Source organism: Streptomyces showdoensis (assembly GCF_039535475.1).
Classification (GTDB): domain Bacteria; phylum Actinomycetota; class Actinomycetes; order Streptomycetales; family Streptomycetaceae; genus Streptomyces; species Streptomyces showdoensis.
The window spans coordinates 48,782-72,709 of the sequence record NZ_BAAAXG010000013.1 but is presented as its reverse complement, the minus strand read 5'-3'; the positions used below and the strand labels follow the sequence as shown (position 1 = coordinate 72,709).

Sequence of the window (23,928 nt, the reverse complement as noted above, 5' to 3'; positions counted from 1 at the left end):
CGTGACCTCCGAGGAGACCCCGTGACCCTCCGCACGCTCGAACGCTCCACCGTGGTCCCCGCCGCGCCCGACGCCGTGTGGGCGGTCGTCGGGGACTTCGGCGCGCTCGCCGACTGGCACCCGCACCTGCCGCCGGCCACGCTGGAGGGCGGCGCCGACCCCGAAGTCCCCGGCGCCGTCCGGGCCTTCGCGGTCGACGGGGCGGTCGTCGCCCGGGAGCGCCTGCTCGGCCGTGACGCGGCCGCCCGCTCGTACCGCTACACCCTGCTCGACCCCCTCGCCCTCCCGGTCCGCGAGTACGTGGCGACCCTCGTCGTGCGGCCGCACCCCGAGGGGGCGGAGGTGGTCTGGTCGGCCGCCTACCGCGGCGCGGACGACACGGTGCCGCGGGTGGAGGCCCTCTTCGGGGACGCCACCTACGGCACCGGGCTCGCCGCCCTCGCGGCCCGGTTCACATCCAGTCGCTGAAGCGCAGCCAGGTCATCATGTCGTCCATCGAGGGCTGCGGGGTCCCCGGCACGAGGCCCGCGCCGGCCGCCTGAACCCGCTGCTCGGGCCGTCGGCCCGGGCCGAACAGAGACTGCCACACCGACCGCGCGCAGCCGCGCACGGCCGGGGCGAGCCGTGCCATCTCCCGGTGGACGCCGTGGCCGCAGACCGAGATCGCGGCGACCGCCCGGCCGGAGCCGCGCAGCGGGGCGGCCACGCAGAAGACGCCCCGGTACCCCTCCTCGTGGTCGAAGGCCACCCCGCGCTCCCGGGTGACCGCCAGCTCGTGCCGGAAGGTCTCGGGGCGGGTGATGGTGCGCGGGGTACGCGGCCGCAGCCCGTCCCGCAGCACCCGCTCCACCAGCGGGGCGTCGCTGAAGGCCAGGATCGCCTTGCCCGAGGCGGTGCAGTAGGCCGGCTGCCGCCCGCCCGCCCGCGACGGCACCGCGGAGTCGTCCGAGCCGCCGATCCGCTCCAGATAGACCACCTCGGAGCCGTCGAGCACGGTGAGGTGCACCAGATGGCCGGTGGACTCGTGCAGCGCGTGCAGATGGGGCAGCGCCGTCCGGCGCAGCCGGTTGTGGTGCGAGGCCATGGCGCCGAGCTCCAGCATGCCCATGCCCAGCCGGTAGTCGCGGCCCTCGCGTTCCAGCCAGCGCAGCTGCACCAGCTGGTCCAGGATGCGGTGCGCGGAGGACCGGCGGATGCCCGAGCGCTGCACGACCTCGGTCAGCGTGAGCCGGGGCCCCGCGCTCTCGAAGGCGCTCAGCACCTTCGCCGCCTTCTCCAGCAGGGACAGGGGCGGCATCCCGGCCTCGGCGGCCTCCACAGTGCTCGTCGTCATCGGCACCTCCCACACGGACGGCCCGGCCGACTCACGCCGGTCGGGTCCGTAATCTCCGGTATTGCGGGGAGATTGCCAGAAGATGACGGGCGCTGGGAAGAGGGAGTTCCGTCTCGGAACAGTAACGCGTAGTTTCCCTTCCGTCATGGCACGAAAAGTCGGCAGCCTGCGAGGAACGCCCATGCAGCACGAGGTCCTCACGGCGGTCCGCGCCCTCGCCCCCGCCCTGCGCGAGCGCGCCGCCGAGGCCGAGGCGTCGCGGCGCGTCCCCGACGCCACCATGACGGAGCTGGCCGGAACCGGCTTCCTCCGGCTGCTCCAGCCCGGGGCCTTCGGCGGCCGCGCCGCCGATCCGGCCGTCTTCTACGCCGCCGTGCACGAGATCGCCAAGGCCTGCGGCTCGACCGGCTGGGCCGCCGCCCTCCTCGGCGTCCACCCCTGGTACGTCGCCCAGCTCGACCCCCGGGCCCAGGCGGAGGTCTGGGGGACCGACGGGACCGCCCGGATCTGCTCCTCGCACGCCCCCACCGGACAGGTCACCCCCGTCGCCGGCGGCTTCCGGCTCTCCGGCCGGTGGCGCCACGCGGCCGGCTGCGACCACGCCCACTGGGCCCTGCTCGGCGGCCTGGTCGCCGACGGCGAGGGACGCCCGGTCGACATGCGGACCTTCCTGGTGCCCCGCGCCGACTACCGGGTCGACGACGTGTGGGACACGGTCGGCCTGCGCGGCAGCGGCAGCAACGACCTCGTCGTCGGCGACGCCTTCGTCCCCGCCCACCGGACCCTCGGCTACGCCCCGGTGACCGCGCTGCGGTGCCCGGGGCACGCGCTCAACCCCGAGCCGCTCTACCGGCTGCCCTACGCCGCCGTCTTCACCACCGCAGTGTCGACCGCGCTGGTCGGCATCGCCGAAGGCGCCTACGAGGACCACCTCGCCGCGACCCGGGCCGGCCTGCGCGCCCCGCACGGCCGAGGGGCCGAGGACGACCCCTTCGCCCAGGCGCGGCTGGCCCGCGCCGCCGGCGAGATCGACGCCGCCCGGCTGCAACTCGCCCGCAACACGGCCGACCTGTACGCCGTCGCGCGCGACGGAAGGGAGATCCCCGCGGCACTGCGGGCCCGCGCCCGCCGCGACCAGGCGCTCGCCGCCGAACGCGCCCGCACCGCCGTGGACCTGCTCATGGAGAACGCCGGCCGAGGGCCGCTGGGCCTCGGCGACGACGTCCTGCACCGCGCCTGGCGCGACCTCCAGACCGGCCGCGGCCAGGCGGCCGTCGACGTGGAACGGGCGCTCGTGCTGTTCGCCCGGGACGCCCTCGGCCTGGACGTCCACGACCCCATGCTCTGAGCCGACGGCCACCCCGGACCTTCCCGGTCCATCCCGGGCCTTCCCGGTGCCTCCCGGACCCTCCCCGTCCATCCCCCCTCCCGGGCCTTCCCGGTCCATCCCGGTCCATCCAGGGCCCTCCCCGTCCATCCCCTTCCCCCCCTCCCCGGCCTCCCGGAACCCTGGCCGCGGCCCTGCCCGTGGTCCTCCCCGGCCTTGTCCGCGGCCCTGCCCGGCCCTCCCGGACCGTCCCCGGCCAGGGGTTCCCGCTGAGTGGGAGCAGCGCATTTCGCCGTCCTGCGGCACCCCGTACGGTCCTGGCATTCCCCCACCACGACCCGAAAGGGGATGCCCCATGGCCGATGACGTCCTGGCAGCGATCCGAGACCTGGCCCCCGCCCTGCGCGAGCGCGCCGCCGAGGCCGAGTCGCTGCGCCGCGTGCCCGACACCTCCGTCAAGGAGCTGGAGGACACCGGGTTCTTCCAGCTGCTCCAGCCCCGGGCCTTCGGGGGCCGGGCCGCCGATCCGGTGCTCTTCCACACGGCGGTCAAGGAGATCGCCAAGGCCTGCGGCTCGACCGGCTGGGTCGCCTCCGTGGTCGGCGTCCACCCCTGGCACGTCGCCCTGTTCGACCCGCGCGCCCAGCACGAGGTGTGGGGCCAGGACCCCAAGACCCGCATCGCCTCCTCCTACGCCCCCACCGGCAAGGCCACCGCGGAGGGCGGCGGCTTCCGGCTCTCCGGCCGGTGGCACTTCTCCTCCGGCTGCGACCACGCCCAGTGGGCCCTGCTCGGCTGCCTCGTCACCGACGGCGAGGGCAAGCCGGTCGACATGCGCACCTTCCTGATCCCCCGCGCCGCCTATCGCGTCGACGACGTCTGGGACACCGTCGGCCTGCGCGCCACCGGCAGCAACGACATCGTCGTGGAGGACGTCTTCGTCCCCGACCACCGGGCCCTCAGCTTCGGCCCGGTCACCGCCCTCGACGTCCCCGGCCACGAACTGAACCCCGAGCCGCTGTACCGGCTGCCCTACGCCGGCGTCTTCACCACCACCATCTCCACCCCGATCGTCGGCATCGCCGAGGGCGCCTTCGACGCCTACACCGAGGCCACCCGGCAGCGGATCCGCGTCTCGTACGGGCAGAAGGTCGCCGAGGACCCCTTCGCACAGGTCCGGATCGCCCGCGCCGCGAGCGACATCGACGCGAGCTGGCTGCAGCTCACCCGCAACATGGGCGCGATGTACGCCCTCGCCGAGCGCGGCGAGACGATCCCGATGGAGCTGCGCACCCGCACCCGCCGCGACCAGGTGCTCGCCACCGAACGCTGCGTGGCCGCGATCGACCTGCTGATGGAGAACTCCGGCGGCAACGCCATGCGCACCGGCCCCGGCCCCGTCCAGCGCGCCTGGCGCGACGCCCACACGGGCCGCGGCCACGCCGCCAACGACCCCGAGCGGGCCCTGGTCATGTACGGGCAGTGCGCGCTCGGCATAGACATCCACGACACCATGGCCTGAGAGGCGCAGACGATGGCAGAGCTCACCCACGAGTCGACCTCCCGCACGGTCAAGGCCGCCGGGCTCACCCTCCACTACCACGAGGCCGCGCCCGACGGCCGCGCCGACGACGCAGCCGTCGTGATCATGCTCCACGGCGGCGGCCCCGGCGCCTCCGGGTGGAGCAACTTCGGCGCCAACCTCCCCGTCTTCGCCGCGCACTTCCGCACCCTGCTCGTCGACCAGCCCTGCTTCGGCCGCTCGGACAAGCCCGAGCTCGACAAGGACTACTTCAGCTTCAGCGCGGACGCCGTGGCGGCCCTGATGGACGAACTCGGCATCCGCCAGGCGCACTTCGTCGGCAACTCCCTCGGCGGCGGAACCGCCGTCCGGATGGCCCTGAACCACCCGGACAAGGTGGGCAAGCTCCTCCTGATGGGCCCCGGCGGGGTCTCGGTCAACCTCTTCGCCCCCGACCCCACCGAAGGCATCAAGCGCCTCTTCGAGTTCAGTGCCGCCCCCGAGCCGACCAAGGACGGGCTGCGCGCCTTCCTCGGCGTCATGGCGTACGACCCGTCGACCGTCACCGACGCGCTCGTCGAGGAGCGCTGGGCCTCCGCCACCGACCCCGCGACCCGGCTCGGCAACGCCCGGATGGGCGCCTCCTTCGCCAACCCCGCCTGGGCCGAGGACGCGATGCTCTGGCGCGAGGCCCACCGGATCACCCAGCCGGTGCTGCTCACCTGGGGCCGCGAGGACCGCGTCAACCCCCTCGACGGCGCGCTGGTCGCGCTCAAGACCATCCCCGACGCCCGGCTGCACGTCTTCCCCCACTGCGGCCACTGGGCGCAGACCGAGCGGGCCGACGAGTTCAACCGCCTCGCCCTCGACTTCTTCGCCCACTGAAGCCCCCCTTCCGCACGTCCCCCCGCCTGCCACCCTCCTGACCGATCGCCACGAACCAAGAGGTGCACCCCATGGACATCCGTGCTCTCGGCTACCTCCGCCTGGAGACCGCCACGCTCGACGAGTGGCGCCGCTACGCCCTCGACGTCCTCGGCATGGTGGAGGCCCCCGGCTCCACCGAGGACACCCTCTGCCTCCGGCTCGACGACCGCGCGTACCGCATCGTCATCCAGGCGGGCGAGAGCGACCGGCTCCTCGCGGCCGGCTGGGAGGTGGCGAACGCCGCCGCACTGGCCCGCGCCGCCGAGGAACTGGAGGCGGCCGGCGTCCCCGTCAAGACCGCGGACCCCGCCGAACTCGCCGAGCGGCGCGTCCAGGGCCTGATCCACGTCACGGACCCGGGCGGCAACCCGCTGGAGATCTACTGGGGCCAGGCACAGGACCACAGCGCCCTCGGCACCCCGTACGGCAACCGCTTCGTCACCGGCGACCTGGGCCTCGGTCACGTCGTGCTCCCGGTGCCGGACATCGAGTCCGCCCTCGACTTCTACGAAAACCTCCTCGGCTTCCAGCTGCGCGACTCCATGAAACTCCCGCCGCAGGCCGTCCCGACTGCCACCGAGCAGCGGGACTTCCACTGGATGCACTTCCTGAGCCCCAACCGCCGCCACCACAGCCTCGGCCTCTACCCCGGCGCGCTGCCCCCCGGCATCGTGCACTTCATGGTCGAACTGGAGACCCTCGACGACGTGGGCCGCGGCCTCGACCGGATGCGGGCCGCGGGCATCCCCATCGCGTCCAGCCTCGGCCGGCACACCAACGACCGCATGGTGTCGTTCTACGCCCAGGCCCCCGGCGGCTTCCAGGTCGAGTACGGCTGGGACGGACTGGTCGTCGACCCCGCCACCTGGGTCGCGAAGGAGATCACCGCCGACAGCTTCTGGGGACACACGTGGAACGGCTGATCGCCCCCTCCGAGTTCAGGGACGTCCTCGGACGCTTCGCCAGCGGCATCACGGTGGTGGCGACCCTCGACGCCGACGGCGCGGGCCCCGTCGGCTTCGCCTGCCAGTCCTTCGCCTCGCTGTCCCTGGACCCCCCGCTGGTCATGCTCGCCGTCGGCAAGCACTCCACCAGCTGGCCCCGGATCGAGCGCGCGGGCCGCTTCTGCGTCAACATCCTCGCCGAGGACCAGCAGGCCACCTGCGCCGCGCTCGGCCGCAGCGGACCCGACAAGTTCGCCGGGGTGCCCTGGCGCGTCGGCGAGCACGGGACCGTCCGCGTCGACGGCGCCCTGGCCTACGTGGAGTGCGCACTGCACGCCGTGTACGAGGCCGGGGACCACCACCTGGTGACCGCGCAGGTGGTGGCGCTCGACGCCGGCGAGGACGGCCGGCCGCTGCTGTTCTTCCGCAGCCGCTACGCCGTGGGCGCGTTCTGATGCCCATCGACGTGGCGAGGGCGACCACCGCGCCGCCGGTGCGCAGCGAGGCCCGGTGGGACGAGCGGGACGTGCGGCTCTACCACCTGGCACTCGGCGCGGGCGTCCCCGAGACCGACCCCCGCGAACTGCGGTACGTCCACGAGGGACACGAGCGGGGCCTCCAGGTCCTCCCCACCTTCGGAGTCGTCGCGGGCGGCACCGGCGGCGTCGGCTTCCAGGTCTTCGACCTGCCGGGCGTCGACATCGACCTGGCGGACGTGCTGCACGGCGGCCAGGAGATCACCGTGCACCGCCCGCTCCCCGCCGAGGCCCGCGCGACCGCGGTCACCCGGGTCACGGACGTCCACGACAAGGGCGCCGCCGCCGTCATCGTCCAGGAGTCCACCCTCCTCGGCGAGGACGGCACCCCGCTGATCACCCAGCGCAACCAGATCTTCGTCCGCGGGGCGGGAGGCTTCGGCGGGGACCGCGGACCCTCCGAGCGCCTCCCCGCACCCGAGCGGGCACCCGACCTGGTGCTCGACCTGCCGACGCTCCGACAGCAGGCCCTGCTCTACCGCCTCACCGGCGACTGGAACCCCCTCCACGCGGACCCCGCCGCCGCCCGCCGCGCGGGCCACGACCGGCCCATCCTGCACGGACTCTGCACCTTCGGCATGGCGGTCAAGGCGGTCACCGACCGACTGCTCGGCGCCGACGCGAGCGCGGTCACCGGCTGCCGCACCCGCTTCGCCGGGGTGTTCCACCCCGGCGAGACCCTGCGGCTGCGCGTCTGGGACACCTCGGACGGCTACCGGCTCACCGCCACGGCCGCGGACCGCGACGACGCGCCGGTCCTCACCGACGCCCTGATCACCGCCCGCCGACCCGGCGGCCGGGACGGACGAGGGGTCGTCCCGGCCGCCGGCCCACCCGTTACGACCAGGAGAACGCGATGAACGACACGTGGGACCGCACGTACGACGTGGTGGTCGTCGGCTCCGGCGCCGCCGGCCTGGCCGCGGCCATCACCGCCCGGCTGCGCGGACTGACCGCCCTGGTGGTGGAGAAGACCGAGGTCTACGGCGGCTCGACCGCCCTGTCCGGCGGCGCGATCTGGGTCCCCGGGAACTTCCACCTGGACGCCGCCGGACTCGGCGACACCCCCGAGAAGGCCGCCGCCTACCTGGACGCCACGGTCGGCGACCGGGTCCCCGCCGCGCGCAAGGAGGCCTACCTCACCCACGGACCGCGGATGGTGCGGGAGTTCCACGACCGGACCGACGTGCGGTTCGTCCACACCCCGGGCTACTCCGACTACTACCCCGAGCGGCTCGGCGGCTGTCCGGAGGGCCGCTCCATCGAACCGCAGGTCTTCGACTTCAGGAGGCTCGACGCCGGGACGCGGGCCACCATGCGCCGCGCCGGACTGCCCACCTACGGACTCACCATCACCTCCAAGGACTTCCGGCAGCTCAACATGGTCGGACGCACCTGGTCCGGCCGCCGGACCGCCGTCAAGGTCGCCGCCCGGGCCGTCGGGGCCCGCCTCCGGGGCCGGGAGCTCCTCTCCCTCGGCGAGGCGCTGATCGCCCGCATGCGGCACTCGCTCGACACGCTCGGCGGCGACCTGTGGCTCTCCGCCCCGCTGACCGGCCTCGTCGAGGCGGACGGGCGGGTCACCGGCGTCCGCGTCGCGCGGGGCGGCCGCGAGCTCACCGTCCGGGCGACCGGCGGCGTCGTCCTCGCCTCCGGCGGCTTCTCCCACGACCAGCGGCTCCGCGAGAAGCACCTGCCCGCGCCCACCTCCACCGCCTGGAGCTCCGCCGCCGAGGGCCAGACCGGCGACGCCCTGGAACCCGCCACGGCCCTCGGCGCCGCGACCGACCTGATGGACCGGGTCTGGGGCGCGCCCTCCGTCGTCCCCCCGGACGGGCGGCCGTTCTTCCTCGTCGCCGACCGCGGCATCCCCGGCATGGTCATCGTCGACGCCGCGGGCGACCGCTACGCCAACGAGGCCGCTCCCTACCACGAGTTCGTCGACGCCATGTACGCCGACGACCGGCCCGGGAAGGCCGCCACGGTGCCGTCCTGGCTGCTCCTCGACACCACCTCGAAGTCCCGCTACCTCTTCATGGGCCTGTTCCCGGGCCAGCCGTTCCCCAAGCCCTGGCTGGAGAGCGGCTTCGTCAAGAAGGCCGCGACCGTCGAGGAGCTGGCCGGCCGCATCGGCATCGCCCCGGCACGGCTCCGCGCCACCGTCGACCGCTTCAACGGCTTCGCCCGCGCCGGCCGCGACGAGGACTTCCACCGCGGCGACAGCGTCTACGACCGCTACTACGGCGACCCGACCCTGCCCAACCCGAACCTGGCACCACTGGAGAAGGGCCCGTACTACGCGATCCCCGTCCACCCCGGCGACATCGGCACCAAGGGCGGCCTGGTCACCGACGCCACCGCCCGGGTGCTCCGCGAGGACGGCACCGCCATCGACGGCCTGTACGCCTCCGGCAACGTCTCGGCCGCCGTGATGGGGGAGACCTACCCGGGCCCCGGCGCCACCATCGGCCCGGCCATGACCTTCAGCTGGCTCGCCGCCGGCCACATCGCCCGCACCCGCTCGCGGCCGGCCGGATCCGCGTCGACTCCTTCCACCCCGGCATGATCCGGGGAGAACCGCTGATGCCCGTGGACCTGACCGGAAAGGTCGCGCTGGTCACCGGCGCGGCCCGTGGCATGGGCGAGGCCGAGGCCCGCCTGTTCACCGCCCTCGGGGCGAAGGTCGTCCTCACCGACGTCCTGGAGACGGAGGGGGCGGCGACGGCCGCCTCCCTCGGCCCCGCCGCCCGCTTCGTGCGCCACGACGTCACCGACGAGGGGTCCTGGGCGGCCGCCGTGACCGCCGCCCTGGACGCCTTCGGCCGGCTCGACGTCCTCGTCAACAACGCCGCGATCTACTCCACCGCGCCCATCACCGAGGAGGACCCGGCCCGCCTGGAGGCCATCCTCCGGGTCAACCTGATGGGCCCGTTCCTCGGCATCCGCGCCGTCGCCGCCGCGATGCGGGCGGGCGGCGGCGGGTCCGTCGTCAACATCTCCTCGCAGGCCGGCCTCCAGGGCATCTGGGGGCACGGCGCCTACGGAGCCGCCAAGTGGGGGCTGCGCGGCCTCACCAAAACGGCCGCACTGGAGCTCGGCCCGGACGGCATCCGGGTCAACTCCGTCCACCCGGGCGCCATCGCCACGGCGATGACCGCCCACCTGGGCACCAAGGAGCACCCCGGCGCCCCGCTCGGACGCGTGGGGGAACCCGAGGAGGTCGCCCGCCTCGTCGCCTTCCTCGCCTCGGACGAGTCCTCCTACCTCTCCGGAGCCGAACTCGCCGTGGACGGCGGCGCCTCGGCCGGCCGGATGCCCCTCCTCACCCCGAACGGAGCGGACACGTGAACCGACCCGACCCCGACGTCCAGGCGGTCATCGACCTGGCGACCGCGGGCTTCCCCCCACTGGCCACCGAGATGACGCACATCGCCGACGTGCGCGCCTTCTTCGCCGCCCGCCCCCGCCCGGCGGCCCCGCCCCCGCCCGTCGCCCGCGTCGCCGACGAGGACGCCGACGGCGTGCCGGTCCGCGTCTACGACCCGGGCACCGACGAGGCCGCCCCCGTGATCGTGTTCTGCCACGGGGGCGGCTTCGTCCTCTGCGACCTCGACAGCCACGACGGGCTCTGCCGCGCGCTCGCCCTCGCCACGGAGGCGGTCGTCGTCTCCGTCGACTACCGGCGCGCCCCCGAGCACCCGTTCCCCGCCGCCCCCGAGGACGCCTACACGGCCCTCCGCTGGGCGGCGGCGGCCTTCCCGGGCCGCCGGATCGCGGTCGCCGGCGACAGCGCGGGCGCCAACCTCGCCACCGTGCTCACCCTGCTCTCCCGCGACCGCGGCGGCCCCGAGATCGCCTGCCAGGCGCTCTACTACCCGATGCTCGACCCCACCCGCTCCCGCGCCTCGCACCGCGAGAACGCCCAGGGCTACTTCCTCACCGCGGACCACCTGCGCTGGTACTGGGACGCCTACCTGCCGGACCCGGCGGACCGCGGCAGCCCCTACGCGGCCCCGCTGGCGGGCGCCGACCTGTCCGGGCTCCCGCCGGCCCAGCTCGTCACGGCCGGCTTCGACCCGCTGCGCGACGACGGCCTGGCGTACGCGGTGGCCCTCACCGCGGCCGGCGTTCCGGTACGGACCCACCACCACGCCGGCATGTTCCACGGCTTCCTCTCCATGGCGGGCGCCCTGCCCGCGGCGGCCGAGGCCCGGGCGGCCGCCTTCGCCGCCCTGCGCGAGGCCCTCGCCGCCCCCTGACCGCCGGGCTCACACGTGTGCCCCGCCCCCACCTGCCGAGGGGGGAGCGGGGCACACCTCCGCCCGTGACGTCAGTCCCGTATCAGCGTGAACCCCTCGTATCCCGAGGCCGCGACCTCCGCGATGATCTCCCCGTACACCCCGAAGCCGCCGATGAACGGCATGAACACCCGCGGCTTCCCCGGGATGTTGGCCCCCAGGTACCAGGAGTCGGCCTCCATGAACAGGGTCGCCGCCGCGCGGTCGCGGCACTCCGCCACCCACCCGTCCACGGCCTCCGCGCTCGCCTCGATCGCGCGGTAGCCGTGCGCGTCCAGATGGCCCAGGCAGTCGCCCAGCCAGTCGACGTGCTGCTCGGCGCAGAGCACGACGTTGGCCATCACGGACGGGCTGCCGGCTCCGGTCAGGCTGAACAGGTTCGGGAAGCCGTCGACGCCCAGGCCCAGATAGGTGCGGGGACCGGCGCTCCAGACGTCCTTCAGCCGCCGGCCGCCCCGCCCCCGGACGTCCACCCGGTCGATCGCACCGGTCATCGCGTCGAACCCGGTCGCGAACACGAGCGCGTCCAGCTCGACCAGGGTCCCGTCCGCCAGCCTGATCCCGTCGCGCTCGATCCGCTCGACGGCGTTCTCCCGCAGGTTCACCAGACGCACGTCCGCGCGGTTGAACGTCGCGTAGTAGTCCGAGTCGGTGACGATCCGCTTGGTGCCTATCGGGTGATCGGTGGGGACCAGCAGGTCGGCGACGGCCGGGTCCTCGACGAGGGCGCGGACCTTCTCCTCCCAGAACGCGCGCGCCGCGTCGTTCGCCTTCCGGTCGGTCAGCTGGTCCGGGAAGGTCTTGGAGTACAGGACGCCGCCGAGCTCCCAGCGCTCCTCGAACGCCGCCCGCCGCTCCTCGTCGGACACGTCGAAGGTGGCCGACGGGTGCGCCTGGTGCGGCGAGCCTCCGCCACTGAGCCGGGACAGCCGCCGCCGCTCGGCGTACCCCTCCTTCTGCCGGCGGCGCGTCCCCTCGTCCAGGGGCCGGTTGCCCGCCGGGATGCTGAAGTTGGCGCTGCGCTGGAAGACGGTGAGGTGCGCCGCCTGCTCGGCGATCGGCGGGATCGCCTGGATGCCCGAGGAGCCGGTGCCGATCACCCCGACGCGCAGCCCGCCGAAGTCCACGCCCTCGTGCGGCCAGGCGCCGGTGTGGTACGTGGCCCCCGCGAAGTCCCCGGCCCCCGGGAGCTCCGGCACGTGCGTGCTGGACAGGCAGCCGGTGGCGAACACGCAGAACCGGGCCGACACCACCTCGCCGCCGTCCGTGCGGACCGTCCAGCGCAGCGTCTCCTCGTCCAGTTCGGCCGAGAGCACCGAGGTCGAGAAGGTGTAGCTGCGGCGCAGGTCGAAGCGGTCGGCGACGTGCCGCAGATAGCGGACGATCTCCGGCTGGGTGGCGTACTTCTCGCTCCAGTCCCACTCCTGCTGGAGCTCCTCGTCGAAGGAGTACGAGTAGTCCACGGACTCCACGTCGCAGCGGGCGCCCGGATAGCGGTTCCAGTACCAGACTCCGCCCACGTCGGAGCCCCGTTCGAAGCCGCGCACGCGGTGGCCGAGCCCGCGCAGCCTGTGCACGGCGTACAGCCCGGTGACGCCCGCCCCGACGACCACGACGTCGACCGCGTCGACTCCCTCGACGGCGCCGGACTCGGTGATGCTGTCGTTCACGTTCCTACTCTCCTCACAGGGTGGTGGTGTTCCCCGCCGTCCGCCGCAGCGCGTTCTTGTCGACCTTGCCCGCCGCGTTGTGCGGCAGCCCCGGCACCGGGTGGAAGGCCCGCGGGACCTTGAAGTTGGCGAGCCGCTCACGGGTGTAGGCGGTCAGCTCCGCCGCGTCGATCCGGGCCCCGGCGGCCGGTACGCAGTAGGCGACGCCGACCTCTCCGAGCCGCGCGTCGGGGGCGCCCACGACGGCCACGTCCAGGACGGCCGGGTGGCCGCGGAGCACCTGCTCCACCTCGGCCGGGTACACGTTGAAGCCCCCCACCACGAGCATGTCCTTGAGCCGGTCGGTGATCCGGAGGAAACCGCGCCCGTCGAGGACGCCCACGTCCCCCGTGTGCAGCCAGCCGTCCGCGTCGACGGCCCGGGCGGTGGCCTCGGGGTCGTCGAGATAGCCGTGCATCACGTGATGCCCGCGGGTCAGGATCTCCCCGGGCTCCCCGGGCGGCGCGTCGACCCGCAGCTCCGTTCCCTCCAGCGCGGTCCCGGAGGTCCGCGCCAGCGTCCGGGACGACTCGTGCGGCGGGCAGATCGCGACCACGCCCGTCGACTCGGTCAGTCCGTACGCGGTGCTGACGCTCCGCGCCCCCAGCTCCGTCCTGATCTCCTCGATCAGCGCGGTCGGGATGTTCGCCGCGCCCGTGACCGCCATCCGCATCGAGGCGAGGTCGAACGCCTCGCGCCCGGGGTGACGGATCAGCGAGGTGAACACGGTCGGCGCACCGGTCAGGACGGAGATCCGCTCGTCCTGCATCCGCCCGAGGACGGCCGCCGCGTCGAACACCCGCTCCGGCACGATCGTCGCCCCGCGCAGCAGACAGGCGAGGACGCCGGCCTTGTAGCCGAAGGTGTGGAAGAAGGGGTTGACGAGGAGGTACCGGTCGCCGCGCCGGAGGGTGACCGTACGGGCCCAGGCGTCGTAGACCCGCAGGTTCTGCCCGTGGGTCGCGGCCACGCCCTTGGGACGGCCGGAGGTGCCGGAGGTGAAGAGCACGTCGGCGGTGTCCCCGGGGCGGACGGCCGCCGTCCGGGCCAGCCGCTCCTCCCCGCTCACCCGCTCCCCGCCCGCGAGGAACCGCGGCCACTCCCCGGAGTGCAGGGTCACCGTCCGTTCCAGGAGCGGGAGTTCCTCGCCCGAGGCCGCGAGCAGCGCCCGGTAGTCCGTGCCCAGGAAGTCGTGCTCGGTGAACAGCAGCCGGGCCCGGGACCGGCGCAGGGTGTCCGCGGCCTCGGCGGCCTTGTAGCGGGTGTTCACCGGCACCAGCACAGCGCCCGCCGCCACCGCCCCGAGCGCCGCGACCACCCAGCGGGCGCTGTTGGGCGCCCACACGGCGACCGCGTCACCCGGCCGCACCCCCTGGGCGATCACCGCGCGGGCCACGCGGTCGACCCGCTCCCGCAGCCCGGCGAACGTCCACCGCTCGCCGCCGAAGACGAGTGCCTCCTCGTCCCCGTACCTCCCGGCGGCCCAGTCCGCGAGCCCGGCGATGGTCTGCGCGCCCCTCATGATCTGTCACGTCCTCCCTGCGGCCCCGCCCCGCGGGCGGGGCGCGGGCGGTGGAACCACGGCGTATCGGAGCCTGGCAGAGCGGACCCCTCCGCCGCAGGCGGCGGTTCCCGCTCACCGGGATAGTGCGCGCACGGCGGCGGGTTCCCGGCTCGGGGCGGGTGCCGGGTGGCGGTCAGTACGTGTCCGTCGCGTACCGCCCCGCCCCGCGCAGGCCGTCCAGCCAGGCCGCGCCGTCCTGCCCGGAGGCCGCCGCGCCGATCTGCCGGAGGGTGTCCTCGACGGCGGGGCCCATGGTCCCGGCGTTGCCGCACACGTAGAGGTGGGCGCCGTCGTCGACGAGCTCGCGGACCCGGCCCCCTCGTTCCGCGAGACGGTGCTGGACGTAGCGGATGCCGTCCTCCGGCGACCGGGAGTACGCCCGGTGGACCTCCAGCCGGCCGGCCTCCTCGTGCCCGGCGAGCTCGGCGGCGTAGAGGTCGTCCTCGTCGGGGTGGCGGCAGCCGAAGAACAGCACGGTGGGTCCCACGGGCCGGCCGGCCGCCGCTGCGGCCATGCGCGCCCGGACGAACCCGCGGAACGGGGCGATGCCCGTGCCGGCCGCGATCATGACGACGGGCGTGGCGGTGTCGGCCGGCGGCCGGAAGGTCTCCGGCGGCGCGGTGACGGTGGCGACGAGCCGGTCGCCGGGCCGTGCGCGCCGGAGGTACCCGGATGCCGCACCGCGGAAGACGCCGTGCCCCGACCGGGCCGGCTCCTCCAGCACCGACACGGTCAGCGCCACCTGGTCCTGTTCCTCGGGAGCCGAGCTGATCGAGTACGGGCGGGGGCGGGGAGCCGGCAGCAGTTCGAGCACGAGGGCGAGGTCCACCCGGCAGGAGGCGAACCCGTCGAGGAGGTCGACGAGGGTCAGCCCGCGCCGCAGCACGTGCTCGGTGTGGTCCTCGCCGGCCAGGCGCCGCAGTTCGTCGCGTTCCGGCGGGCAGTCCGTCGTCGCGGCCAGCCGGGCCACGGCCCTCGGGGACGCGGGTGCGGCGAGGTCCACGTACCGGCCGAGGAGCTCGGCCACGCGCAGCGGGCGGCCGACGGGGACCGGCCCGTGCGGTGCGGGTGACTCGACCGTGCGGACCGCGTCCCCGCGCATCCCCAGGCGGGTGAGCAGCCTGGCGACGAGCGCGGGGTCGTTCTCCGGCAGGACGGAGAGCCGGTCGCCGGTGCGGTAGCGGACGCCGTCGGGCAGCCTGATCTCCAGGTGGCGCGTGGACCTGCCGCCCGCCCCGCGGAGGAGCTCACGGTTCTCCAGCACGACCGCGGTCGCGGTCTCCTCCGGAGGCGCGGGCTCGTCTGCGGTCTCGACGACCCGGTACCGGGGTCGCCGTCCGGCCGTCTCCTGGACGCCGTACCGTTCGGACAGCAGGGGCCACAGCGGCGCGTACCAGCGTTCCCAGTCGCCGAAGAAGTCCGTCCGGGCGTCCGTGGCGCCGCGCTCGCGGATCCGGCGCGCCCCCGCGGCCGCCATCGCCTCGTCGACGAGTGCCGGGACCCGCTGGTAGGTGGCCGCCCAGTCCAGGCTGCCGCAGCCGAGCACGAGGTAGTCGACGCCGCTCAGGTCCGGCCGGGCGGTGGTGAGCCAGCCGACGAAGCCCCGCGCGTTGTCGGGCGGCGCGCCGTTGTACGAGGAGGTGACGAGGACGACGGGCCCCTCGGTGGGGAGGCGGCCGGCGAACTCGTCCAGGGGGGCCACCGTGGCCCGCCAGCCCCGCAGCGTCCCGTCGGCGGCGACCGTACGGGCCAGGCTCTCGCCCGTGCCGGAGTTCGAGCCGTACAGCACGAGCAGCGGGGTGCCGTGTGCGGGCGGTGCGGCCGCGTCGGTGGTGTCGGGGTCCCCCTGCCGGACGGCCGCCGGCGCCGCCGTCCGCGCGTCGGGGCCGCCCCGGCCGCTCCGGCGTGCCGCGGCGCGGATGGCGAGGCCCTTGGGCTTGATGGTGAGGCTCTCCTGGATGGTCAGTTCGTAGTCGGGGTCGGCGCGTTCGATGTCGAAGCGCTGCAGCATCATCGCCAGCACCAAGGTGGCCTCCTGCAGGGCGAAGGGCCTGCCGATGCAGGCGCGGGCGCCGTGGCCGAAGGGCATCCACGCGTACTCCGGGATCGCGTCCATGCGTCCGGGGGCGAAGCGGTCCGGGTCGAAGGCCTCGGGCCGGTCCCAGACGGCGGGGTCGCGGTGCAGCGTGGACAGCATGACGAGGACGTCCTCGCCCTTCCGTACGGCGTGTCCGCCGAGCGTGGTGTCCCGGGCGGGGGAGAGCGCGAACGCGGGCGCGGTCGGGTGGAGCCGCAGCGTCTCGCGCAGGACCTGGCCCAGAAAACCCAGGTGCGCCAGGTCCTCGAAGGCGGGGGTGCGGTCGCCGAGGACCTCGTCGACGTTCCGGCGGGCCTCGCGCAGCACCTCGGGGTGGGCGAGGAGCTCGTGCGTGGCGAACGAGAGGAGGCCGGAGGTCGTCTCGTGGCCGGCGATGAGGAAGGTGGCCAGCTGGTGCCGGACGTTCTCCTCCGACAGCCGCGCGCCGGTGACGGGGTCGACCGCCGTGAGCATGCGTTCCAGCAGGTCGTCCGGGCGGGTGCCGGGCGGCTGCGCGGTGCGCGCCGCGACGATCTCCTCGGTGACGCGGCGCATGGTCGCGATGTCCTCGCGGTAGCGGCGGTTGGTCCGCACGAGCAGCGGTTGCAGGCCGGGGAGCCGTTCGCTGCGGGCGCCGGCCTCGGCGAGGCTGCGCACCATCGCGTCGACGAAGGGGTGGAGCCCGCCGGTGTAGAAGGAGTTGAGCCGGACGCCGAAGGCGCACAGGGCGATCGTGTCCAGGGTCAGCCGGGTCATGTCGTCGGGCACGTCGATGCGGGAGCCGGCCCCGAAGCGTTCCCAGCGGGTGAACATCTGGTCGGCGATGTCGAGCATCCCGGGGAAGTAGTCCTTCATGGCGACCGCCCCGAACGCGGGCATGAGGAGGCGGTGGGCGACCGCCCAGCTCGGCTCGTCGCCGTAGGCCGTGAAGAGGCCGTCGCCGGCGAAGGCGCGCACCTCCTCCAGCGCCGGGTGCACCGACTTCGTCCACAGGGGGTCCGCGCACATCTCCGACACCAGGGCGTGGCTGGAGGCGAAGACCGTCCGCCTGCCGGCGAGGGTCAGGGCGAAGATGCCGCCGTACGCGCGGTGGTACGCGTCCGCGAAGTCGACGCTCGTCCCGGCGGACGCGGTCAGTACGTCGGTCAGATTGCCCAGCAGCGGCAGGGGCGCGGGTCCGGGCATCGAGGGCACGCCGGGCGCGTGCGAGCCGGCCGGGGGAGGGGCGGTGGGCATGAGGGCTCCTTCTCGCGGGACTACGGGACTACGGGACTGAGGGACTGGGGGGCTGAGGTGCTGCGGGGCTGAGGTGCTGCGGAGGTGGCACGGGCGTCCGGTGTCAGCGGTGGGGGACCTCCTGGTGGCGGTGGCGGTGGCGGTGGCGGTGGCTGTGGCTGTGGCGGCGGAGCGCGAGGGCGGCGGCAGCCGCGACGACGCCTCGACCATAAAGTTGGCCACTTGGCCAAGTCAACCGCCCAAGTCATCCAGCCGAGTCATTCGGCCAAGTCAGTTGGCCAAGTCGGTTGGCCAAGTCGGTTGGCCAAGGTGCTGCTAGGGTGGCGGCATGACGACGGCACCCGCGGGCAAGGGCACGAAGAAGCAGATCAGCGCAGACGTCCGGCGCGAGCGGCTCGTGGCCGCGGCGCTGCGCGTGATGAAGCGCGACGGCATCGCCGCGGCGACGACGCGCGCGATCTGCGCGGAGGCGGACATGCCGCATGGCGCCTTCCACTACTGCTTCCGCTCGAAGCAGGAGCTGTACGCCGCGCTGCTGTCGACCGGCATCCACGTCACCCTGGACGGAGCCTGGCCCGCCGTCGTCCCCGCGGCCGACCCCGCCGAGAGCATCCGCGCGCTCCTGCGCGCCTTCTGGGCGGACGTCGAGAAGGACCCCGCGGCCCAGCTCGTCCTGATCGAACTCGTCACCCTGGCCCTGCGCGACCCGGAACTGAGCGAACTGCCGGCCTGGGACCACCGGGGCTACGTCGACGAGGTCGTCGCGTACCTGGAGCGCTTCACGGACGAGGCCGAACTGGAGCTGACGGTCGAGGTGCGGACCCTGGCCGAGATGGTCGTCCCGGTGCTCAACGGCGTCGTCTCCTCCTGGCTCGCCCACCGGGACGGCGCGGTGGCCCTGCGCTCCCTCGACAACTTCGCCGCCCTCTTCGCGACGCTCACCCGCCCCCGCGGGCAGCGGTGACGGGAACGGGGAGGCGACCCGCCGGGGTGCCTCAGTCCTCCGCCGCCGCCGTGCCGAGGAAGCGGATGTGGGGGCGCCGGTCCGGGGAGGGTCGGGTCACGGAGGCGCGGACGCCGTAGACGTCCCGGACGAGCCGTTCCGTGAGGACCTCCTCCACCGGCCCCGCGGCCACCACCCGGCCCTCGCTCAGGACCACGACGTGATCGCAGTACATCGCTGCCAGGTTGAGGTCGTGCAAGGCCATCACGCAGGTGAGGCGCAGGCCCGAGATCAGGGCCAGGAGGTCCAACTGGTGCTGGATGTCGAGGTGGTTGGTCGGCTCGTCCAGCAGGAGCTCGCGCGGCTCCTGGGCGAGGGCGCGGGCGATCTGGACGCGCTGGCGTTCGCCGCCGGAGAGGGTGCGCCAGGTGCGGTGGGCGCGGTCGGTCAGCCCGGTGCGGGCGAGGGCGGCGCGTACCGCCTCCTCGTCGGCGCCCGTCGACGGAGACCAGGCCCGGCGGTGCGGGACGCGGCCGAGCCGTACGGCGTCCGCCACCGTCAGGTCGACCTGCGTGTCGGCGTGCTGCTCGACGACGGCCAGGCGCCGGGCGAGCGCGCGGCGCGGGACGCCGCTCAGCGGGTCGCCGTCCAGGGTCACGACCCCGGCGTCCGGCGCGAGGACCCCCGACAGGACGCGCAGCAGGGTGGACTTCCCCGAACCGTTCGGCCCCAGCAGCCCGGTGAGGGTGCCCGGCCCCGGGGCGACGGTCACCCCGTCCAGGACGAGGGCGCCGCCCGCGGTGCGGGAGACGCGCTCGGCCCGGAGCCCGGTCCCGCGTGTCGGCGAGGTGCTCATCGCGTGCTCCTGGTGCGGTAGAGGACGAGGACGAACACCGGGACGCCGATGAGCGAGGTGACCACGCCGACCGGCACCTCCTGGGGGTCGAGGGCCGTGCGGGCGAGCGTGTCGGCCCAGACCAGGAAGACCGCCCCGGCCGGCGCGGTCAGCGACAGCAGCCGGGCGTGGCCCGGGCCGGCGAGGGCGCGGACCGCGTGCGGCAGGACCAGGCCGACGAAGCCGATCGCGCCCGCGGCGGAGACGAGGACGGCGGTGAGCAGGGCGGTGACCGAGAGCAGGACCAGCCGGGTCCGGGCCACGGACACCCCGAGCGTCGCCGCCGCGTCCTCGCCGAACGCGAAGGCGTCCAGGGTGCGGGCGTACCCGCCGCAGACCGTGAGCGCGACGGCCAGGACGGCGGCGCACACCCCGACGTCCGTCCAGCCCGTGCCGGTGAGCGAGCCGAGCAGCCAGAAGAGGACGCCCCGGGTGGTCTCGGCGTCGGCGGCGGTCATCACGACGAACGAGGTCAGCGCGGAGAACAGCTGCATCGCGGCGACCCCCGCCAGGACGACCCGGTCCGTCGACCCGCCCAGCGTGTGGCTGAGGAGCAGGACCAGCGCGAAGGAGCAGAGCGCCCCCAGGAACGCGCCCCCGGCGACGGACACCAGGCCCCCGCCCACGCCGAGGACGACCACGGCGACGGCGCCGGTCGAGGCGCCGGAGGAGACGCCGAGGACGAACGGGTCGGCGAGCGGATTGCGCAGCAGGGACTGCATCACCGCGCCGCAGACCGCCAGTCCCGCACCGCACACGGCCGCGAGGAGCGTACGGGGCAGCCGGAGGTCCCAGACGATGCCGTCCCGGATGGGGCTCAGACCGGACGGCCCGCCGCCGAGGCGGGAGGCGACCACGGACCAGGTGTCCGCGACGCGGATGTCGGCCGGGCCGATGGTGAGCGCGAGGGCGACGGAGGCACACAGCAGGACGATCCCGGCCGCCGCGCCAAGTGGGGTGAACACCGGGGACGTGCGGGACCCGGGCCGCTCGGACCGGGTCACTTCGCGAGCCCGTACGCCCGCAGCGCGGCGGCCACCTTCTCGATGCCCTCGACCGTGCGGATCGTGGGGTTCATGGCCTGCCCGCTGAGGACCACGTACCGCTTCTTCCGCACGGCGGTCATGTTCCGGGTGACCGGGTGCGACTCCAGGAACTCGATCTTCTTGGCCGCGCTCTCGGCCGACTGGGCCCTGCGGGTCAGATCGGCGATCACCAGCACGTCGGGATCGCGGTCGGCGACCGTCTCCCAGTTGATCTGCGGCCACTCCTCCTTCGTGTCGTCGAAGACGTTCTTCACGCCGAGCGTCCCGCTGACGATCCCCGGCGCGCCGCAGCACCCGGCCATGTACGGCCCCTGGGAGTCGGAGAACCAGTAGAGGACGGACGCGTCGCCGAAGTCGGCGCCCGCCGTGGCCGCGGCCACCCGGGCCCGGAGCTCGCCGACCAGCTTCTCGCCCCGCTCGGGGACTCCGAACACCCGCGCCAGGTCGCGGATCTCGCCGTACACGGTGTCCATGGTCAGCGGCCGGGTCCGCACGCCGTCGCCGTCACCGCTGTTGTCCTTGCCGACGCAGTCGGAGGGGGAGAGATAGGCGGGCACGCCCAGCTTCGCGAACCGCTCCCGGGGCGCCACGCCGCCCTTGCCCAGGGTGTACAGGAACGACGCGCTGACGAAGTCGGGTTCGGTGTCGAGCACCTTCTCGAACGACGGGTAGCGGTCCGCGAGCCGGGGGACCGTGGCGTTCGCCTTCTCCAGTCCCTTGAGGACCGGGTCCGTCCAGGTGGCGGTGCCCACCATGCGGTCGGCCAGCCCGAGCGAGAGCAGGATCTCGGCCGACCCCTGGTCGAGCGCGACCGCACGGCGGGGCGCGCGCCCGACCTCGACCCGCTGTCCACAGTTGTCGAGGACGACCGGACGACCGGCGCCCGCCGCCTCCGCGTCGGGCGGTGCCGCCGTGCCTCCACCGGCACCGCAGCCGGCCACGAGAACGGCACCGGCCACCAGCGGCACGGCGAAACGGACGGGGCGGGGGAGGGGCACGGAAGGAGTCCTCTGCGTCACGGCCCATGCGCGGAGCCTGAAGTACGGTGCTCCCCGGGCGACGGCGTACGACGCCGGGGCCGCCAGCAGGTCTTCGGACTCGGGGTCGCCCGGCCGGAACGCCTTCCCGGGCCCCTCGGGACCCAGTGGCCGATGCTCCGCCCGTCACCCTCACCGCTGCGCGTCAGCTCCGGATTCCCACCGGATTCCCTGACCCGTGGACGGATCGTGTCGATGCGTACACGGGTGCGACTGGCTCCGGCACACTACCACTGGACGATCTTGGTCCCTCAGTGCGCGTGGAGGGACCCCCAGTCGAAGTTCTGGCCGAGGCCGGTTCCCGATCCTCCCGTGTACACCCGGTCGGCGGCGTAGTACGTGGCCTTGACGTCGGCGTTGCCGTTGATGTCCGTCCTGGTCGTGCCGGAGCCCCAGATGTTCCAGATCACCCACGGGCTGCGGGCCAGCGCGTCGCTGCCCGCGGCCGTGATCGGCATGTTCCACGTCTCCGCGAGCATCCGCGGCTTCCCGTAGCCGGCGAGCCCCGTGTAGTACGTGTGCGTGAGGTCCGAGGCGGCGGAGTAGGGGTCGTAGTCGTCGACGCCGACCACGTCGACCAGGTCCGCTCCCGGGTAGTAGTCCCACGGAGCGTCGTCGCCCTGCGGGTGCCAGGCGTTCGGCGACCAGACGAAGATCAGGTTGTGCAGGCCCTTCGTCCTCACGAGGAAGTCGTACATGATCCGCCACAGCTTCTTGTAGCCGGCCGGGGTCTTCCCGCCCCACCAGAACCAGTCGCCGTTCATCTCGTGGTAGGGCCGCAGCAGGACGGGGACGTCGTACGCGGCGAAGTACGACAACGAGGCGGCGAGGAAGCCGAGGTCGGCCAGGAGGGCCCGGTACTCGGGCGTGTCCGACTCCCAGTCGACGACCCGGTCGAACCACGCCTGGTCGGTGGTGAGGCTCGCGAGGGGATTGCCCGCGCTGCCGCCCGGGTGCTCGCCCCGGACCTGGGTCAGCACCCGGCTCCAGTCCTTCAACGGCGAACCGGGGTAGGGCTGGTGGAAGCTCATCCCGACGATCCCGGCCGCCGCCCCGCCGTTCGCGAGGGTCGCGCTCCCGCCGTCGGAACGGCGCATGACGCCCGACGGGTTGTACGTGCCGTCCGCGGCGCGCGGCAGCCCCTTCCACACGCCCGTCGCGACGTCGACGACGTCGTCCGCGTACTGCCACGGGCGCCGGCCCGTCGGCAGTCCGAGGGGCCGGTTGTACGAGCGGTCCTCGTAGCTGCCCCAGCCGTCCGCCGCGCCGTACCCGGGCCCGAGGTCGATCTCCAGGAAGCCGGGGAGCTTGCCGGTGATGTCCCGGACCTTCTTGTAGTAGTACCCGACGTGGGTGGTGCCGCCCGTGTCGCCGTAGGAGGCGTTGTACAGCTCCTGCTGGCCCTCGATGTGCTGGCCGATGACGGTCATCGGCCGGTTCCCGGAGCGGGCGTCGTTCTCCAGCTTCACCAGATGCGCGTACACAGCCCGGGCGTTGGGGGAGGCGGCCGGATCACGGCCGGTCAGCGTGGGCGCGATGCCCGGCGCGGCGGTCGGCGCGGCGGCGGCGTCCCGCGCGGTGCCGATCGGCAGGCCGCCCGCCGCGACTGCGGCGCCGAGAGCGGTGACGAACGTGCGCCTGCGCATGACGCGGACCTCCGGGACAGGGGGACGGGAGTGCGAACCCCCCGATGCTATCCAGCCCGCGGGCCCGCCCCGGCGCGGCGTCGACCGCGCGGGGGCGGGCCCGGGGAGTGTGGAGCGGAGCGGTGGTCAGGCCACGCCGTCCTGCCACCACCAGGACTGCGATCCGTACGGGTACTCGACCCGGGAGTCGACGTGCTGCCACGACACCGTGTAGGTCTCCAGGCCCGAGTAGCCGCAGGTCTCGGCCTTCTGGTAGATGCTCTTCGTGGACAGGCCGGAGATGGCCACGTCCGCGGCGATCCCGTACAGGTGCTGGGAGTTGCTCGCCCCGCCCACCGAGGAGTTGTGGGAGATGCTGCGGAAGCCGGAGTTCACCGTGACGGCCCGGTCGCCGCACTTCTTGCGCAGCGCCTCCAGCTTGTACATGTTGCGGCGTACGTTCTCCTTGACGGTCGCGGCGCCCACCTTGCCGCCGGAGAAGCCCGAGCCGTCCTTGCTCTCGAACTCGGAGAAGTCGAAGTGCGCGGTCGAACCGTCGGCGCTCTCCAGGGCGTTGAGCTGACTGAAGGTCTGCGAGCCCGCCACGCCGTCCACGGTGAGTCCGTACGCGGCCTGGAACCGGCGCAGCGCCGCCTCGGTGCCGGGGCCGAAGGCGCCGTCGCAGGAGACGTAGGTCTGCTGGGCGGAGGCCGCGGCCCAGCCGGCGATGCGGATCTGGAGCTCCTTGACGGCCGCGCCGCTGGAACCCTGGGCGAGCTGCGAGGGCCAGCCGTAGGCGGCGGCGGGGCCGGCGAGGGCCAGGCCGCCGCCGACGGCCAGTCCGGTGGCGGCCACCGCACCGGCGCCGTAGCGCAGCAGCGAGCGCCGGGAGAGGTCGGATGTCATCGT

20 protein-coding genes and 1 riboswitch are annotated in these 23,928 nt (G+C 74.2%); of the genes, 11 read left to right on the top strand and 9 right to left on the bottom strand.

Annotated features, from left to right (window positions below):
- The first annotated feature begins 21 nt into the window (after positions 1 to 21).
- Entirely contained in the window at positions 22 to 468 is a 447-nt protein-coding gene (locus ABD981_RS09355) for an SRPBCC family protein (protein ID WP_046907580.1), read from the top strand.
- Here ABD981_RS09355 and ABD981_RS09350 read toward each other — a convergent pair.
- Positions 452 to 1,333, bottom strand: a complete 882-nt coding sequence (locus ABD981_RS09350) for an IclR family transcriptional regulator (RefSeq protein ID WP_046907579.1) — start codon at positions 1,331 to 1,333, stop codon at positions 452 to 454. The genes ABD981_RS09355 and ABD981_RS09350 overlap by 17 nt on opposite strands.
- A gap of 181 nt (positions 1,334 to 1,514) precedes the next feature.
- Here ABD981_RS09350 and hsaA (ABD981_RS09345) point away from each other — a divergent pair, with 181 nt between their 5' ends.
- The 9 genes from hsaA (ABD981_RS09345) to ABD981_RS09305 all read left to right on the top strand — a co-directional run bounded on the left by hsaA (ABD981_RS09345) (position 1,515) and on the right by ABD981_RS09305 (position 10,848).
- A complete protein-coding gene (gene hsaA / locus ABD981_RS09345; protein WP_046907578.1) occupies positions 1,515 to 2,681 on the top strand; it encodes a 3-hydroxy-9,10-secoandrosta-1,3,5(10)-triene-9,17-dione monooxygenase oxygenase subunit in 1,167 nt (388 codons plus the stop codon).
- Between the two features lie 334 nt (positions 2,682 to 3,015).
- Positions 3,016 to 4,182, top strand: a complete 1,167-nt coding sequence (gene hsaA / locus ABD981_RS09340; protein ID WP_046907577.1) for a 3-hydroxy-9,10-secoandrosta-1,3,5(10)-triene-9,17-dione monooxygenase oxygenase subunit — start codon at positions 3,016 to 3,018, stop codon at positions 4,180 to 4,182.
- Between the two features lie 12 nt (positions 4,183 to 4,194).
- Complete coding sequence (gene hsaD, locus ABD981_RS09335; protein ID WP_046907576.1) at positions 4,195 to 5,067, top strand: 4,5:9,10-diseco-3-hydroxy-5,9,17-trioxoandrosta-1(10),2-diene-4-oate hydrolase; 873 nt, start codon at positions 4,195 to 4,197, stop codon at positions 5,065 to 5,067.
- Positions 5,068 to 5,138: 71 nt separating this feature from the next.
- Positions 5,139 to 6,032, top strand: a complete 894-nt coding sequence (locus ABD981_RS09330) for a VOC family protein (RefSeq protein ID WP_046907575.1) — start codon at positions 5,139 to 5,141, stop codon at positions 6,030 to 6,032.
- Positions 6,020 to 6,508, top strand: coding sequence for a flavin reductase family protein (locus ABD981_RS09325; protein ID WP_046907574.1), 489 nt, complete (start codon positions 6,020 to 6,022; stop codon positions 6,506 to 6,508). The genes ABD981_RS09330 and ABD981_RS09325 overlap by 13 nt, the downstream gene beginning before the upstream one ends.
- Positions 6,508 to 7,449, top strand: coding sequence for a MaoC/PaaZ C-terminal domain-containing protein (locus ABD981_RS09320; protein ID WP_123954426.1), 942 nt, complete (start codon positions 6,508 to 6,510; stop codon positions 7,447 to 7,449). The genes ABD981_RS09325 and ABD981_RS09320 overlap by 1 nt, the downstream gene beginning before the upstream one ends.
- Positions 7,446 to 9,155: an FAD-dependent oxidoreductase gene (locus ABD981_RS09315; protein ID WP_046907573.1), complete on the top strand. Its 1,710-nt coding sequence runs from the start codon at positions 7,446 to 7,448 to the stop codon at positions 9,153 to 9,155. Before ABD981_RS09320 ends, ABD981_RS09315 begins: the two co-directional genes overlap by 4 nt.
- A 17-nt stretch (positions 9,156 to 9,172) precedes the next feature.
- Positions 9,173 to 9,937, top strand: coding sequence for a glucose 1-dehydrogenase (locus ABD981_RS09310; RefSeq protein ID WP_046907626.1), 765 nt, complete (start codon positions 9,173 to 9,175; stop codon positions 9,935 to 9,937).
- Positions 9,934 to 10,848 (top strand): alpha/beta hydrolase, encoded by a 915-nt coding sequence (locus tag ABD981_RS09305; RefSeq protein WP_046907572.1) that lies wholly within the window; start codon positions 9,934 to 9,936, stop codon positions 10,846 to 10,848. The genes ABD981_RS09310 and ABD981_RS09305 overlap by 4 nt, the downstream gene beginning before the upstream one ends.
- 71 nt (positions 10,849 to 10,919) lie before the next feature.
- Here the strand turns inward: ABD981_RS09305 and ABD981_RS09300 are convergent, their stop codons facing one another.
- The 3 genes from ABD981_RS09300 to ABD981_RS09290 form a co-directional block, all read right to left on the bottom strand.
- A complete protein-coding gene (locus ABD981_RS09300) occupies positions 10,920 to 12,557 on the bottom strand; it encodes a flavin-containing monooxygenase (RefSeq protein WP_123954425.1) in 1,638 nt (545 codons plus the stop codon).
- A 13-nt stretch (positions 12,558 to 12,570) separates the two neighbouring features.
- A complete protein-coding gene (locus tag ABD981_RS09295; RefSeq protein WP_046907571.1) occupies positions 12,571 to 14,118 on the bottom strand; it encodes a FadD3 family acyl-CoA ligase in 1,548 nt (515 codons plus the stop codon).
- A 175-nt stretch (positions 14,119 to 14,293) separates the two neighbouring features.
- Positions 14,294 to 17,473: a bifunctional cytochrome P450/NADPH--P450 reductase gene (locus tag ABD981_RS09290; protein ID WP_046907570.1), complete on the bottom strand. Its 3,180-nt coding sequence runs from the start codon at positions 17,471 to 17,473 to the stop codon at positions 14,294 to 14,296.
- Positions 17,474 to 17,801: 328 nt separating this feature from the next.
- Between ABD981_RS09290 and ABD981_RS09285 the strand changes: the two genes are divergently transcribed.
- Positions 17,802 to 18,437 (top strand): TetR/AcrR family transcriptional regulator, encoded by a 636-nt coding sequence (locus ABD981_RS09285; protein ID WP_046907569.1) that lies wholly within the window; start codon positions 17,802 to 17,804, stop codon positions 18,435 to 18,437.
- Between the two features lie 31 nt (positions 18,438 to 18,468).
- Here the strand turns inward: ABD981_RS09285 and ABD981_RS09280 are convergent, their stop codons facing one another.
- The 5 genes from ABD981_RS09280 to ABD981_RS09260 form a co-directional block, all read right to left on the bottom strand.
- Positions 18,469 to 19,272, bottom strand: coding sequence for an ABC transporter ATP-binding protein (locus ABD981_RS09280; RefSeq protein ID WP_046907568.1), 804 nt, complete (start codon positions 19,270 to 19,272; stop codon positions 18,469 to 18,471).
- On the bottom strand, positions 19,269 to 20,315 hold the full coding sequence (locus ABD981_RS09275; protein WP_046907567.1) for a FecCD family ABC transporter permease: 1,047 nt from the start codon (positions 20,313 to 20,315) through the stop codon (positions 19,269 to 19,271). The genes ABD981_RS09280 and ABD981_RS09275 overlap by 4 nt, the downstream gene beginning before the upstream one ends.
- Positions 20,312 to 21,355: an ABC transporter substrate-binding protein gene (locus ABD981_RS09270; RefSeq protein ID WP_046907566.1), complete on the bottom strand. Its 1,044-nt coding sequence runs from the start codon at positions 21,353 to 21,355 to the stop codon at positions 20,312 to 20,314. The genes ABD981_RS09275 and ABD981_RS09270 overlap by 4 nt, the downstream gene beginning before the upstream one ends.
- Positions 21,356 to 21,423: 68 nt before the next feature.
- Positions 21,424 to 21,627, bottom strand: a riboswitch (cobalamin riboswitch).
- 18 nt (positions 21,628 to 21,645) lie between these two features.
- Complete coding sequence (locus ABD981_RS09265) at positions 21,646 to 23,040, bottom strand: glycoside hydrolase family 26 protein (protein WP_123954424.1); 1,395 nt, start codon at positions 23,038 to 23,040, stop codon at positions 21,646 to 21,648.
- Positions 23,041 to 23,166: 126 nt separating this feature from the next.
- The gene (locus ABD981_RS09260) at positions 23,167 to 23,925 is read right to left on the bottom strand and encodes a D-Ala-D-Ala carboxypeptidase family metallohydrolase (RefSeq protein ID WP_046907623.1); all 759 of its coding nucleotides are present in this window, start codon (positions 23,923 to 23,925) and stop codon (positions 23,167 to 23,169) included.
- Positions 23,926 to 23,928: the final 3 nt, after the last annotated feature.

Coding starts and splice junctions, on each gene's coding strand:
- ABD981_RS09350 (WP_046907579.1), bottom strand. CDS start 1,333: ATGACGACGAGCACTGTGGAGGCCGCCGAGGCCGGGATGCCGCCCCTG.
- hsaA (WP_046907578.1), top strand. CDS start 1,515: ATGCAGCACGAGGTCCTCACGGCGGTCCGCGCCCTCGCCCCCGCCCTG.
- hsaA (WP_046907577.1), top strand. CDS start 3,016: ATGGCCGATGACGTCCTGGCAGCGATCCGAGACCTGGCCCCCGCCCTG.
- hsaD (WP_046907576.1), top strand. CDS start 4,195: ATGGCAGAGCTCACCCACGAGTCGACCTCCCGCACGGTCAAGGCCGCC.
- ABD981_RS09330 (WP_046907575.1), top strand. CDS start 5,139: ATGGACATCCGTGCTCTCGGCTACCTCCGCCTGGAGACCGCCACGCTC.
- ABD981_RS09320 (WP_123954426.1), top strand. CDS start 6,508: ATGCCCATCGACGTGGCGAGGGCGACCACCGCGCCGCCGGTGCGCAGC.
- ABD981_RS09315 (WP_046907573.1), top strand. CDS start 7,446: ATGAACGACACGTGGGACCGCACGTACGACGTGGTGGTCGTCGGCTCC.
- ABD981_RS09310 (WP_046907626.1), top strand. CDS start 9,173: ATGCCCGTGGACCTGACCGGAAAGGTCGCGCTGGTCACCGGCGCGGCC.
- ABD981_RS09295 (WP_046907571.1), bottom strand. CDS start 14,118: ATGAGGGGCGCGCAGACCATCGCCGGGCTCGCGGACTGGGCCGCCGGG.
- ABD981_RS09290 (WP_046907570.1), bottom strand. CDS start 17,473: ATGCCCACCGCCCCTCCCCCGGCCGGCTCGCACGCGCCCGGCGTGCCC.
- ABD981_RS09285 (WP_046907569.1), top strand. CDS start 17,802: ATGACGACGGCACCCGCGGGCAAGGGCACGAAGAAGCAGATCAGCGCA.
- ABD981_RS09280 (WP_046907568.1), bottom strand. CDS start 19,272: ATGAGCACCTCGCCGACACGCGGGACCGGGCTCCGGGCCGAGCGCGTC.
- ABD981_RS09265 (WP_123954424.1), bottom strand. CDS start 23,040: ATGCGCAGGCGCACGTTCGTCACCGCTCTCGGCGCCGCAGTCGCGGCG.
- ABD981_RS09260 (WP_046907623.1), bottom strand. CDS start 23,925: ATGACATCCGACCTCTCCCGGCGCTCGCTGCTGCGCTACGGCGCCGGT.